This window comes from Staphylococcus simiae, from assembly GCF_017357005.1.
Classification (GTDB): Bacteria; Bacillota; Bacilli; order Staphylococcales; family Staphylococcaceae; genus Staphylococcus; species Staphylococcus simiae_A.
This window is the reverse complement of sequence record NZ_CP071589.1, coordinates 422,947-437,710: the sequence shown is the minus strand read 5'-3', so window position 1 is coordinate 437,710 and position 14,764 is coordinate 422,947. Positions and strand designations below refer to the sequence as shown.

Genomic DNA, 14,764 nt, shown 5'->3' with positions numbered 1-14,764 from the left:
TACTCTATTAAGAATCTTTCAATGCTTCTCTTACATCTTCTTCTGTATAACCAAAGGCATTTAGTTTCTTTAATAATTGTTTACCATTCGAATGTCCGATACGTAATTTACTACTAACTATTTCTCTTCTTCTTCTAGCATCTTTTCCCACTAATAAGCCTAATTCTATTAGTGTATCTTTGTCGATAGATTCTTGTGCTTCTTCAAAAGGTGAGCTAACATGCATTAATGCTTCTTTAATATCATTGATTGAAGCGTGTTCAACTCCAATTTTACCTTTGTTATTTTTAGCTTTCTCTCTATCTATATAAGCATGCTTGACACCAGAAACATGCTCAGTAATGATACTTCTTATTTTATTGCCTGGGAAATCTGGATCAGTTAGTACAATGACACCTCTACTCTGTTGAGCATTTTGAATCACTTGCAATATTTGATCATTAATTGCACTACCATTTGTTTCAATGGTATCACATTCGACAGCCCTTTTGACACGCTCGGTATCATCTCTTCCTTCAACTACAATAAATTCATTTATTTTCATTTAAAACAACCTTCCTATGAATAACAATGAGCTAGATTACTTTAAATACAGTAGTATTACTTATAATATGTACTTCTTTAATCACTTAGCTTAATTTTTTTAATGGTCACTTTATCCTATATGGTACATTAAAGGGAAAGTTTATATTGAGAACTGAATCTTGATTGCTAATTTGGAAGTGGAACAGAAATAATTTTTTTATAAAATCTATTGAATAATTCCACCTCCACAAGACTGACTAGGTTTTCAAACGTTGATTTATCAACATTTTAAAAACTAGATAGTTACTGTCCAATGTTTAATTTTAAGTGTAAAATGCTTTTATCCCATGCTCATTTCTATACAAGTATGCTTTTATAGCTATTTCACTTTTATATTGTATTCACAAGCCTTTTAGTAACATTGAAAAAATCCAGTTTGCTAAGTGAAAAATTAAATAACACTTAAATCACTAAAAAAGTGAGAAAGTTCTCTTGGATATGACTGATATTGTTACCATTCATATTCAAATATGCCAACTTTCTCACTCTATGCTATATTAATTTAACTTAAATAACTTCTCAGCATTTGCAGTTGTTGCTTCGCATACTTCTTCATATGTTAGGCCTTTTAATTCAGCTATTTGTTCAGCTACTAACACAACTCTTGCTGGTTCATTTCTTTTACCTCTATATGGATGTGGAGACAAATATGGAGCATCTGTTTCTACCAATAAGCGATCCATAGGCACATGTTTAGCAACTTCTTTTGGTTGTTTTGCATTCTTAAAAGTTACAGGTCCACCCAATGAAATATAAAAATTCAACTTATTAATAACAACATCAGCAATTTCAGGTGAACCACTAAAACTATGCATAATGCCACCAACTTCTTCAGCATGTTCTTCTAATAATATATCAATACAATCTTGTGTTGCTTCGCGATTATGAATAATAATTGGTAAGTTTACACGTTTAGCAAGCGCTATTTGCTTTCTAAATACTTCTTTTTGGATATCTGCTGGTGATTTATCCCAATGATAATCCAGTCCCATTTCGCCAATTCCTATCACTTTAGGATGTTGCGCTAACTGTTCAATCCATTGTAAACGTTCTTCCGTAAAATCCACTGCGTCAACAGGGTGCCAACCAATAATTCCATAGATAAAATCATATTCATCAATTAGACGCATGGCACGTTCAATTGTTGGCGTATCAAAACCAACTACAAACATACGGTCAACACCCGCTTCTTGCGCACGTTCAATAACTTCTGTTAAGTCTTCATCGTATTGTTCATCATTTAAGTGAACATGTGTATCGATTAACATACTATCTCTCCTATAATTAAAGCATTACTTAATTACTGCTCCGTTTGGTATTGCGTTAGGCAAACTAACCAACGTTAAAACACCATCTTTTTCAGCTGATAAAATCATACCTTCTGATTTGTTACCCATTAATTTTGCTGGTTTTAGATTAGTTACTACAGCAACTTTTTTCCCAATAATATCTTCTGGACGATAAAACTTAGCAATACCAGATACAATTTGACGTTGTTCTGAATCGAGATCGACTTGAATTTTAAGTAGTTTATCAGATTTTTTAACTTTTTCTGCATCAATAATTGTAGCTGCCTTAATTTCTACTTTGTCAAAATCTTTAATATCTATTTGTTCTTTATGCGTTTCTGTTACTTTTTCTTTTTTAGGTTCTGGCGGTTGCATTGAATCTTTAATAAATTTGATTTCAGCTTCACTATCTAATCTAGGGAAAATAGGTTGTGGTTTATTGGTAACCATAATAGGTTCTGTCAATAAACCATATTGACTTAAACTAGCAAATTCCATTAACTCTGGATTATTAATATTTAATTGTTCAAAAATTTCTTTAGGTGCATGTGTTAAGAATGGACGTAATAACACAGCTGCAAATCTAATATTTTCAACTAAATGCGCCATTACATTACCCAACATCGCTTTTTGACTGTCATCTTTTGCTAACACCCAAGGCGTTGTTTCATCAATATATTTATTTGTTCTACTTATTAATTTCCATACAGTTGACAGTGCCACTGAGAATTGTAAACTTTCCATACTTTCAGTATAGCTTGTAACTGTATCAAGTGCTAACTGCTCCATATCTTCATCAATATCATGAAGTGGTCCTTGGTAAGCTGGTAATTCTCCATCAAAATATTTATTAATCATTGAAATTGTACGATTAACAAGGTTACCTAGGTCATTCGCTAAATCAAAGTTTGTTCTTTCCACAAACGCTTCTGGTGTAAAGACACCATCTGAGCCAAATGGTAACTCTCTCATTAAATAGTAACGAGTTGCATCTAAACCATAACGATCAATTAAAATGTTAGGATCAACCACATTGCCTTTAGATTTACTCATTTTGCCATCTTTCATTAATATCCATCCATGTGCAAACACTTTTTTAGGTAATGGTAAATCTAATGCCATTAATAGAATTGGCCAAATAATAGAATGGAAACGAACAATTTCTTTCGCCATTAAATGTATATCAGCTGGCCAATATTTATTAAACAGTGTTTCATCATCTGAAAGATAACCTAAAGACGAAATATAATTAACCAATGCATCAATCCATACATAAACGACATGTTTAGGGTTTGATGGCACATGGACTCCCCAATTAAATGATGTACGAGAAACAGCTAAATCTGCTAAACCAGGCTTAATAAAGTTATTAATCATTTCATTTTTTCTTGAAGGGGGCTGTATGAATTCAGGATTTTGGTCATAAAATTCTAATAGTCGATCTGTATATTTACTTATATTAAAGAAATAGCTTTCTTCTTTTACTAATTCAACTTCATGGCCTGAGTCTGGGCTTTTACCGCCTACTATTTTGCCATTTTCATATTGAGGATCAACTAATTGAGACTCAGTGTAATAAGTTTCATCCGGTACAGAATACCAACCTTCGTATTCCCCTAAATAAATGTCCCCTTGTTTTAACAAACGTTCAAATACCTGTTCAACAACATGTTTATGTCTTTCTTCTGTTGTTCGAATAAAATCATCATTAGAGATTTCAAGTTTTGACCATAATTGCTTGATACCATCTATCATTTCATTCAAATATTCAATTTCTGATTTGCCAGCTTTTTGAGCCTTTTCTTGAATTTTTTGACCATGTTCATCTGTACCTGTTAAGTATCTGACATCGTAACCCTGCATTCTTTTATATCGTGCAATGACATCACCTGCTACGGTTGAGTATGCATGCCCTATATGTAAATTCCCACTTGGATAATAAATTGGGGTTGTTATATAAAATGTTTCTTTAGTCATAACTGTTCCTCCTCGTATGGTTTCATATAAATAATAGCTAACTTACTTTAGCTTTTCAATGATTGACGGTTTACTTTAATTGATTGACTTTTTGTAATATTGCAAGTATTTGAGAGTAAGATAGAAATAATTCTTTAAAAGTTTAATATCGTTATAACATCCCGGCAAGACTGACTATGATGGCAGTGGACAGCAATAATTAATTTAAAACAAATTTATTCGTAGCTGTCCATCTTGTACATTATTGTAAAAACTATATGTCACTTTTTAATAACGCGTCCTTCCCAACCTTGCAATACTGACTAGTATTATAAAACGTTGCATTTATCAATTTTTTTAATATAAACAGTAACTGCCAATCGCAAAAATTGATTATATAATCTTTTTGTTTCAGACAATTACAGAAACTTTCTGCTAAGCATATCCTTTTAAATATAGAATTTTTTTATTCCATGCGCTCTCACAATTTTATATGATTTAAAGTCATTATCAACAATAGTCAGTTTTCAATTTACATTCCAATTATTCCTATTATATCAATCATCATTGGTTTCAATCTGATGATAAATATTATACACTTCATTTGGTTTCTTTTGTCTGTCTGCAGCTACTTTTTTAATAGCTTGTTTAGGTTTTAAATTATCTTTATCAATGTAATGATTAACATGTTGCTCAATAGTTAGTGAATTAAACCATGATTCATCAACTTGTGCTTTAGCACCTTCAATGAGTATAACAAACTCACCCTTTTGTGGGATATCATTATGTCGTAGTAATTCCAAAATTTGTTCAATAGTATCTGTTGTTATTTGTTCGAATTTCTTAGTTAATTCTCTTCCTATTGATACTTGTCGCTCAGAGTCAATTTTAGCAATGGTCTTTAATGTTTCTACTACTCTATATGGCGATTCATAAATAATTAACGTGCTATCCTCATACATTCTTTGTGTTAAGATAGCTGTCTTCTCCTTTTCTTTTCGTGGTAAAAAGCCTAAAAATGTATACGTGAACGATGGTAAGCCACTTGCCATCAATGCTGTTAATCCTGCGTTCGGACCTGGAACAGTTTCAACCTTTATACCATGTTGTCGAGCTGCGACAACTAATTCATATCCTGGATCACTGATTAATGGTAAGCCTGCATCTGATACCAATGCCACACTCAAACCCGCTTCAAGTTGTTCGATAATATAGTTTGTTTGCTTATCTTTATTATGTTCATGATATGACTTTAATGGTGTATCTATTTGATAGTGATGACATAATTTTGTAGTAACTCGTGTATCTTCACATGCAATCATATCTACTTGTTGCAAAATTGATACTGCCCGATAAGTAATATCTGCTAGATTGCCAATAGGCGTTCCTACTAAATATAGTATGGCCATATTATCTCTCCTCAATTAATCGCAATTTCTTTTGCCTTGAATATGTTTTGATTTCATATTCTCTTTTTAATGCTTCCGATTTTGTATCATACACTTCATGATAAACTAACTGTACCGGGCGTCTTGTTTTTGTATATTTGGCTCCCTTTCCATCATTATGCTTAGCAATTCGAGCCTTAACATCTTTTGCATATCCAGTATATAAACTTCCATCATTACATTTGACTATGTATACAAAGTGACTATCCATAATAAATTTCCTTCATTTCATTACTATAAGTTCCATCTTCATTATATATATAAAATGGTGGTGCAATGATTAATCCTTGATTACCACCTTTTCTACCTTCTACAACAATAGTTTGCGCTGATTTCCCTATTTTACTATAAATAAAATTGATTTTCTTAGGTTCTATATTAGCATGGCGCATGTCGCTTAAGACATCCATCAGTCTATCAGCTCTATGAACCATAATTAATTTGCCACCTTCTTTTAAAAGATGACGTGCAGCTAATACACAATCTTCTAAGGTACATAAAATTTCATGTCTAGCTATTTTATGTGCTTCTTTTTGATGTTGATGCAATTGATTTTCTTTGAAATAAGGTGGATTGCACGTGACTAATGAATATTGTGATGGTTTAAAATGCTGATATACCTTGTTAACATCCATATGATGCATTGTTAGAAACTGGTCTACGTTATTAACTTGAAATGATCTACTTGCCATATCTACTAACTGTGACTGTATTTCTATACCCTCTATACTAATCTGTTGTTTAGCAAATAATAGTAATTGAATAACACCGTTACCTGCACACAAATCTATAACTTTATCTTTTGCTTTTGGATACGCAAAATGACCTAACAATAACGCATCTGTAGAAAATGAAAACACATCATCATTTTGAATAATTTTAAATTGTTCTTTAATTAATTGGTCATATCGTTCATTTTCATTTAACATTCATTTACTCCTAAAAAAGGGATGTATTGGTAGTAATCACTATCATTACCACTTATACACCCAGTTACATTTTATGATTCATTTCAAAATTTATTTGCCTTATCATTTAATCACTCAATACATTAAGGCAAAATAAACAATCTTCTCCATGTCGGTGTTTTCCAAATAATTCACCTTTACATATATGAAAGCCTTCGCCGTACAAGATTGCTAAGTTATCTTTACTTGGCAATGGTTTTTTGACTTTCTTTGTCTGCTGTTGCGCGGCAATATCTTGACTATGATGCTCATCATTTTGTACTTCTTCATTACCTAGTACTTTTTTTAGATTATCATTTTCTAATTGTAACGCTACATTAGTTTCAACCATTTCAACAACAAGTGATTTTAATTCAGTTGCTTCTTGTGCTAATTGGTTAACACTCGTTTCTAAACGCAGTAATCTATCAAATATGTCATTGCGTTCCAACTCTACTTAAGCCTCCTCATTTCAAAGCTTCTAACTCTTCTAATTTATATTCTAGTGGTTGCTCAAGGCCTTCTATTTTAACTTGCATTGAAATATCAAGTATATTTAATGCTACAACTTTACCGTTCCCCTCTGGTGTGTCAATAGCATCACCAATATCTGGCAGTTGTGCTCTAGCTTCTTCGTATAAATCATTTTCATATTTTAAACAGCACATCAATCTACCACATGCACCTGATATTTTCGTAGGATTTAATGATAAATTTTGATCTTTAGCCATTTTAATAGAAACCGGTTCAAAATCCCCTAAAAACGTTGAACAACAAAGAGAGCGTCCACATGGACCGATTCCACCAAGTAATTTAGCTTCGTCTCTAACACCGATTTGTCTTAACTCGATTCTAGTTTTTAAATTTTGTGCTAAAGATTTTACTAATTTTCTAAAATCAATACGATCATCGGCCGTAAAATTAAAAATGACTTTTGATTTATCTAATGTGTATTCACAGTTAACTAAACGCATATCCAATTGCTGCTGTTGTACAATATTTTTACATAATTCTAATGCCTCTTCAGCATCTTGTTCATTTTTAAAATATGTAGCAACGTCTGCTTCATTTGCAATACGTATAACTGATTTTATAGGTAAACAAATATCTTCTTCAGCGATAGCTTTGACGCCTGTTTTGACCAAACCAATTTCAATACCTCTTTGAGATTCAACAACTACCCATTGTCCTTCATCTAAATCTATATTATTAGGTGTATAATATTCTAATTTTCCGGCTTTTTGAAACTGAATGCCGACAACATTTGGCATTTAACTCACACCCTTAATTACTATTTGTTCAAACACTAATGTTGGATTAACATTTTGGTTTAATTTTTTATGTGCATCTGTTAGCTGTTCTAACATTAAAACGATTTGATTAAAAGTTAAATTTTGCGCATATTTTTGTGTGTCATTTTGTAAATCACTAAAAATAATTGTACTGTTAATATTAACTTTACTATGTAAGATATCTTCGAAAAATCCATTTACAGCAGCAATAGTTAATAATTGTAATTTACGATTTTTAGCTTGTTTTAATAGATCTATAATACCTATTAATGCCATTGATTTGTTAGTTAACAACAGTTCACACCAATGTATAATGCTCTTTCTTAATGACATTAAATCAAACTCTTCATTTAAAGCTAGCGCATTTTCAATTTGTGTCGTATATGTACTAATCATTTCAGCTATTGGTTTAGATATTTCTCTATCTTCTAAACGTTTAATAAACTGTACTTTGTCTATAGGCTTAAAATACAAATGTTGACATCTTGAATGTATGGTATTTAATATTTGTTCTGGTTTAGTTGATAATAAAATGGCAATGGTTTTATCAGGAGGTTCTTCTAAAAATTTTAAAATACTATTTTCACCTTGAATAGTTAACTTCTCAAAATCTTCAATGATATATACCTTATAATCACTTTCTATAGGAAGTTGATTCATATAATGAACTAGCTGTTCAACTTGTTCTTTTTTTATAGTATTTTCATTAGAAGAAACATACAAAAAATCTGGATGATTGAATGCGGAAACCTTTGCATCACATTGACTATCGTTATCACATAAGATAAGCTTTGCAAAATTCAATGCAACTTGTTTCATTGTTTGTGCATCGTCACCTTCAAATAAATAAGCATGTGATAATTTATTTGAATGATATGCATTTGCCAATTGTTGCTGTTCATCCATTCATTACAATCCCCTTTTCATTTATATAAAAAGGTTGCTATCAGAAAACTAATTATTCATAAATAATAACAATAAGGTACTGTATTGAAGATACATCAACGATTACCTTATCTTTATTCATAACTAGCTACATTAAAGCAACCCTAAATCATTTAATAAGTATTTAGATATTATAATTAGCTTTTACGAATTATTATTGCAAAATGCATTTAAAATTGGTGAAAAGCATCTACTGGCATTACAAATACTGTAGCGCCACCCACTTCTACTTCAACAGGATATGGAATATATGAATCTGCACTTCCACCCATTGGTGTTATTGGAGAAACCAGTTGCTCTCTATTACCACATGTATTATTAATCACATCTAATAATTCATCAACACGGTCATCATTGACACCACATAAGAATGTCGTATTTCCTGCTTTTAAAAAACCACCTGTTGTTGCTAATTTTGTTGCTCTGAAATTATACTTAACAAGTTGGTCTGCTAATTCTTGACTATCTTGATCTTGTACGATCGCTATAACCATTTTCATTATTTATAACACCTCTTCTAGCAATTATATCATATCTTTTCAAGAAATTTGATGATAGTTTGATACGTATCTTCAACAACATTTTCTAGAGGTTGATCTGCGTTAATAATTTCAAACCGTTGTGGTTCATTATGAATGATTTTATGATAACCTTCAATTACTTTTTCATGAAATTTCAAATCTTCTTGATCCAGTCTATTTTGTTCTCTTGCATTTTGAACAATACGCTGTCTACCAACCTCTACACTAATATCTAAATAGACTGTCAAATCAGGATATAAACCATTGATAGCAAAGTCATTTAATGACTTAACTGCTTCCATACCTATACCTCTGGCATACCCTTGATATGCTAGAGAGCTGTCGATATAACGATCACATAATACGATTTTATTATCACTTAAAGCCGGAATAACTTTTTCGACTAAATGTTCTCTTCTAGAAGCTGCAAAAAGCATTGCCTCTGTTCTAATATCCATGTCATTTCCTTCTAATACTATCTTACGTATTTCTTCTCCTGTAGGTACACCACCAGGTTCACGTGTCGCAATAGTATCATATTCATTTTGTAATTTTTCAGATACTTTTTTTAATACTGTAGTTTTTCCTGAACCTTCAGGTCCTTCAAATGTTATAAAAGCTGACATTTTATTCATCCTCAACTAAAATTTTATTATTTGTCATTCCTTCAATTTTTAATCCAGATACATAATAATCTTCAAGTAATTCTATCATATTTTCAGTTATTGTTTCTCCTTTTATAATAGTAGGAATGCCAGGTGGATATGGAACAATGTGTTGTGCTAATACTCTTCCATTAGCTTTAGTAAAATCTAGCCATCTTGTTTTATCACTTTCAAAAGGTTTATATTCTCCACTATCAGTTAATAATTTAGGACTTGCAAAATTTTCTTTTAATTCCCATTGTTTTTTTGGTAAATGTATCTTTGCAATTCTATGCAATAAATCATTAAAAGGATAGCTATCATTGTTATGCCATAAAGGTAAGACTAATAACACTTGATATTCATCTGCTAGTTCAACATATATATGTTGTTCTTCTAACCATGCTTGTATATCATCACCTGTTGTTCCTCTATATCTAATTAATAATTTTAAAGGATCATCTACTTGAATCACCTCAAATCCCATTCGTTTTAATTGTTTTATTACCATATTTCTCTTAACAAAAAATATTTTTTCATCATATTCATCATAAAATTGCTGTGCAGATTCTAAACTTGCCATAATTAAATAAGATGGACTTGAGGTTTGGAAATAATTCAAATATTTAATAATTTCATTTCTTAATGGTGCATCCTTATGTATAAATAACATAGATCCCATTGTCAGTGCTGGTAATGTTTTATGATATGACTGTACAACATAATCAGCATGGTAATTTAAAGATGACTGTGGAAAACCTTGCAAACCGAAATGAGCACCATGTGCTTCATCTACAAGTACTGGGATATGTTTGTTGTGTAATTCATTAATTTTTCTACTTATATCATATGTCTCACCGTAATAATTAGGATATGTTAATACTGCTAATTTATACTTTTGTTGATCTAAATTATTAAAAAGTGGTTGTTGGTAATGTAAACTATTACTACTTTGAATCATTTCAGTAAATCGTCCAAACTGATTACTAATATCCAAAGCATGTAACACAGATTTGTGACTATTTCTCATCAGTAACACTCGACCTTTTTCCTTATTAAAAGCTTGGATAACAGATAAGATTCCAGAAGTTGTACCATTAATTAATAAATAAGCAGTATAATCCGAATGTTTTTTTACTAAGTTCATACTTTGTAAAATAATATCTTCAGGATGATGTAAATCATCTAGACCTGTTATTTCAGTTTTATCCATACTTATATTTAATGATTCTAAATTTCCAATGGTCATATTTTTATGACCCGGGACATGTAATGATATAGCATTTAAATCATTAAGTTTATTCAACTTTTCTATAATGGGTGTTTTCATATTTACTCACTTTCCCTTAAAACATTCATTAATTATATAGTAACACTTCTTTGGAAAAAGTTAGTGTTACTTATACAATAGCTTGTCTATTGTACAATAATTAAGTTGCTTTAGAAAATATACATCTTATTTTCTAATAGTGCCTCGCTTTTTCAATACTAACATGATGTATTTAGACATAAAAAAAGAGACCTCGCGGTCTCAATGCGACTCATCGCATCCATTTTTATTGCCTGGCAACGTCCTACTCTAGCGGAACGTAGTCTGCTACCATCGGCGCTAAGGCGCTTTCTTGACTTGAGACAACCGCTCGCATCTTTCCTCATTGACGTCTCTCTCTGACTCCTTTAGCTCGTCTAAAGTCGTGGCGTTCGTTCCTTATTTCGTCAGCTTCAAACGCTTGCTCTGCATCAAGTCCTTATATACCTTCATGACTTTTAGACATAAAAAAAAGAGACCTTACGGTCTCAATGCGGGTCATCGCATCCATTTTTATTGCCTGGCAACGTCCTACTCTAGCGGAACGTAAGTCCGACTACCATCGGCGCTAAGGAGCTTAACTTCTGTGTTCGGCATGGGAACAGGTGTGACCTCCTTGCCATAGTCACCAGACAAATAAGAATGTAAATTATACACTCAAAACTAGATAGTAAGTAAAAATGATTGTGCTTCGCAAAACATTTAATTGATTAAGTCTTCGATCGATTAGTATTCGTCAGCTCCACATGTCACCATGCTTCCACCTCGAACCTATTAACCTCATCATCTTTGAGGGATCTTATAACCGAAGTTGGGAAATCTCATCTTGAGGGGGGCTTCATGCTTAGATGCTTTCAGCACTTATCCCGTCCATACATAGCTACCCAGCTATGCCGTTGGCACGACAACTGGTACACCAGAGGTATGTCCATCCCGGTCCTCTCGTACTAAGGACAGCTCCTCTCAAATTTCCTACGCCCACGACGGATAGGGACCGAACTGTCTCACGACGTTCTGAACCCAGCTCGCGTACCGCTTTAATGGGCGAACAGCCCAACCCTTGGGACCGACTACAGCCCCAGGATGCGATGAGCCGACATCGAGGTGCCAAACCTCCCCGTCGATGTGAACTCTTGGGGGAGATAAGCCTGTTATCCCCGGGGTAGCTTTTATCCGTTGAGCGATGGCCCTTCCATGCGGAACCACCGGATCACTAAGTCCGTCTTTCGACCCTGCTCGACTTGTAGGTCTCGCAGTCAAGCTCCCTTATGCCTTTACACTCTATGAATGATTTCCAACCATTCTGAGGGAACCTTTGAGCGCCTCCGTTACCTTTTAGGAGGCGACCGCCCCAGTCAAACTGCCCGCCTGACACTGTCTCCCACCACGATAAGTGGTGCGGGTTAGAAAGCCAACACAGCTAGGGTAGTATCCCACCAGCGCCTCCACGTAAGCTAGCGCTCACGTTTCAAAGGCTCCTACCTATCCTGTACAAGCTGTGCCGAATTTCAATATCAGGCTACAGTAAAGCTCCACGGGGTCTTTCCGTCCTGTCGCGGGTAACCTGCATCTTCACAGGTACTATGATTTCACCGAGTCTCTCGTTGAGACAGTGCCCAAATCGTTACGCCTTTCGTGCGGGTCGGAACTTACCCGACAAGGAATTTCGCTACCTTAGGACCGTTATAGTTACGGCCGCCGTTTACTGGGGCTTCGATTCGTAGCTTCGCAGAAGCTAACCACTCCTCTTAACCTTCCAGCACCGGGCAGGCGTCAGCCCCTATACATCACCTTACGGTTTAGCAGAGACCTGTGTTTTTGATAAACAGTCGCTTGGGCCTATTCACTGCGGCTCTTCTGGGCGTTAACCCTAAAGAGCACCCCTTCTCCCGAAGTTACGGGGTCATTTTGCCGAGTTCCTTAACGAGAGTTCGCTCGCTCACCTTAGAATTCTCATCTTGACTACCTGTGTCGGTTTGCGGTACGGGCACCTATTTTCTATCTAGAGGCTTTTCTCGGCAGTGTGAAATCAACGACTCGAAGACACAATGTCTTCTCCCCATCACAGCTCAGCCTTCACGAGTACCGGATTTGCCTAGTACTCAGCCTTACTGCTTAGACGTGCAATCCAATCGCACGCTTCGCCTATCCTACTGCGTCCCCCCATCGATTAAAACGATTATAGGTGGTACAGGAATATCAACCTGTTATCCATCGCCTACGCCTGTCGGCCTCAGCTTAGGACCCGACTAACCCAGAGCGGACGAGCCTTCCTCTGGAAACCTTAGTCAATCGGTGGACGGGATTCTCACCCGTCTTTCGCTACTCACACCGGCATTCTCACTTCTAAGCGCTCCACATGTCCTTGCGATCATGCTTCACCGCCCTTAGAACGCTCTCCTACCATTGTCCAAAGGACAATCCACAGCTTCGGTAATATGTTTAGCCCCGGTACATTTTCGGCGCAGTGTCACTCGACTAGTGAGCTATTACGCACTCTTTAAATGATGGCTGCTTCTAAGCCAACATCCTAGTTGTCTGGGCAACGCCACATCCTTTTCCACTTAACATATATTTTGGGACCTTAGCTGGTGGTCTGGGCTGTTTCCCTTTCGAACACGGACCTTATCACCCATGTTCTGACTCCCAAGTTAAATTAATTGGCATTCGGAGTTTGTCTGAATTCGGTAACCCGAGAAGGGCCCCTCGTCCAAACAGTGCTCTACCTCCAATAATCATCACTTGAGGCTAGCCCTAAAGCTATTTCGGAGAGAACCAGCTATCTCCAGGTTCGATTGGAATTTCTCCGCTACCCTCAGTTCATCCGCTCACTTTTCAACGTAAGTCGGTTCGGTCCTCCATTCAGTGTTACCTGAACTTCAACCTGACCAAGGGTAGATCACCTGGTTTCGGGTCTACGACCAAATACTAAACGCCCTATTCAGACTCGCTTTCGCTACGGCTCCACATTTACTGCTTAACCTTGCATCAAATCGTAACTCGCCGGTTCATTCTACAAAAGGCACGCCATCACCCATTAACGGGCTCTGACTACTTGTAAGCACACGGTTTCAGGTTCTATTTCACTCCCCTTCCGGGGTGCTTTTCACCTTTCCCTCACGGTACTGGTTCACTATCGGTCACTAGAGAGTATTTAGCCTTGGGAGATGGTCCTCCCAGATTCCGACGGAATTTCACGTGCTCCGTCGTACTCAGGATCCACTCAAGAGAGACAATATTTTCAACTACAGGATTGTTACCTTCTTTGATTCATCTTTCCAGATGATTCGTCTAATATCGTCCTTTGTAACTCCGTACAGAGTGTCCTACAACCCCAACAAGCAAGCTTGTTGGTTTGGGCTCTTCCCGTTTCGCTCGCCGCTACTCAGGGAATCGATTTTTCTTTCTCTTCCTCCGGGTACTAAGATGTTTCAGTTCTCCGGGTGTGCCTTCTGATATGCTATGTATTCACATATCGATAACATGACATAACTCATGCTGGGTTTCCCCATTCGGAAATCTCTGGATCAACGCTTACTTACAGCTACCCAAAGCATATCGTCGTTAGTAACGTCCTTCATCGGCTTCTAGTGCCAAGGCATCCACCGTGCGCCCTTAATAACTTAATCTATGTTTCCGTTAGGAAACGCGTTATTAATCTTGTGAGTGTTCTTTCGAACACTAGCGATTATTTCTTATGAATTCAAGCTTATTTAAAACTCTTTATTCACTCGGTTTTGCTTGGTAAAATCTATTTTTACTTACTTATCTAGTTTTCAATGTACAAATGAATGTTAATAAACATTCAAAACTGAATACAATATGTCT

Annotated in this window: 12 protein-coding genes and 2 rRNA genes; all 14 read right to left on the bottom strand. The window is 35.2% G+C overall.

The window, feature by feature from the left end; translation table 11 throughout:
- Positions 1 to 7 precede the first annotated feature (7 nt).
- Positions 8 to 544 (bottom strand): ribonuclease M5, encoded by a 537-nt coding sequence (gene rnmV / locus J3R86_RS01875; protein WP_207517820.1) that lies wholly within the window; start codon positions 542 to 544, stop codon positions 8 to 10.
- 538 nt (positions 545 to 1,082) lie between these two features.
- A complete protein-coding gene (locus tag J3R86_RS01870) occupies positions 1,083 to 1,853 on the bottom strand; it encodes a TatD family hydrolase (RefSeq protein ID WP_207517819.1) in 771 nt (256 codons plus the stop codon).
- A gap of 24 nt (positions 1,854 to 1,877) precedes the next feature.
- Positions 1,878 to 3,851 (bottom strand): methionine--tRNA ligase, encoded by a 1,974-nt coding sequence (gene metG, locus J3R86_RS01865; RefSeq protein WP_207517818.1) that lies wholly within the window; start codon positions 3,849 to 3,851, stop codon positions 1,878 to 1,880.
- A gap of 536 nt (positions 3,852 to 4,387) precedes the next feature.
- Positions 4,388 to 5,239 (bottom strand): 16S rRNA (cytidine(1402)-2'-O)-methyltransferase, encoded by an 852-nt coding sequence (gene rsmI, locus J3R86_RS01860; protein WP_207517817.1) that lies wholly within the window; start codon positions 5,237 to 5,239, stop codon positions 4,388 to 4,390.
- Position 5,240: 1 nt separating this feature from the next.
- Positions 5,241 to 5,489, bottom strand: coding sequence for a GIY-YIG nuclease family protein (locus J3R86_RS01855; RefSeq protein ID WP_207517816.1), 249 nt, complete (start codon positions 5,487 to 5,489; stop codon positions 5,241 to 5,243).
- Positions 5,482 to 6,207, bottom strand: a complete 726-nt coding sequence (locus tag J3R86_RS01850; RefSeq protein ID WP_207517815.1) for a tRNA1(Val) (adenine(37)-N6)-methyltransferase — start codon at positions 6,205 to 6,207, stop codon at positions 5,482 to 5,484. Before J3R86_RS01850 ends, J3R86_RS01855 begins: the two co-directional genes overlap by 8 nt.
- A gap of 106 nt (positions 6,208 to 6,313) precedes the next feature.
- A complete protein-coding gene (gene yabA / locus J3R86_RS01845) occupies positions 6,314 to 6,676 on the bottom strand; it encodes a DNA replication initiation control protein YabA (RefSeq protein WP_207517814.1) in 363 nt (120 codons plus the stop codon).
- A 16-nt stretch (positions 6,677 to 6,692) separates the two neighbouring features.
- The gene (locus tag J3R86_RS01840; protein ID WP_207517813.1) at positions 6,693 to 7,496 is read right to left on the bottom strand and encodes a PSP1 domain-containing protein; all 804 of its coding nucleotides are present in this window, start codon (positions 7,494 to 7,496) and stop codon (positions 6,693 to 6,695) included.
- Entirely contained in the window at positions 7,497 to 8,423 is a 927-nt protein-coding gene (locus J3R86_RS01835) for a DNA polymerase III subunit (protein WP_207517812.1), read from the bottom strand.
- Positions 8,424 to 8,632: 209 nt separating this feature from the next.
- Positions 8,633 to 8,962 carry a cyclic di-AMP receptor DarA gene (locus tag J3R86_RS01830; RefSeq protein WP_002464208.1) on the bottom strand — a complete coding sequence of 110 codons (330 nt, stop codon included), beginning with the start codon at positions 8,960 to 8,962 and terminating at the stop codon, positions 8,633 to 8,635.
- 29 nt (positions 8,963 to 8,991) lie between these two features.
- The gene (gene tmk / locus J3R86_RS01825) at positions 8,992 to 9,609 is read right to left on the bottom strand and encodes a dTMP kinase (protein WP_207517811.1); all 618 of its coding nucleotides are present in this window, start codon (positions 9,607 to 9,609) and stop codon (positions 8,992 to 8,994) included.
- Position 9,610: 1 nt separating this feature from the next.
- Positions 9,611 to 10,957, bottom strand: coding sequence for an aminotransferase class I/II-fold pyridoxal phosphate-dependent enzyme (locus J3R86_RS01820; protein ID WP_207517810.1), 1,347 nt, complete (start codon positions 10,955 to 10,957; stop codon positions 9,611 to 9,613).
- Between the two features lie 497 nt (positions 10,958 to 11,454).
- A 5S ribosomal RNA gene (gene rrf / locus J3R86_RS01815) occupies positions 11,455 to 11,569 on the bottom strand.
- A gap of 73 nt (positions 11,570 to 11,642) precedes the next feature.
- A 23S ribosomal RNA gene (locus J3R86_RS01810) occupies positions 11,643 to 14,565 on the bottom strand.
- Positions 14,566 to 14,764 lie beyond the last annotated feature (199 nt).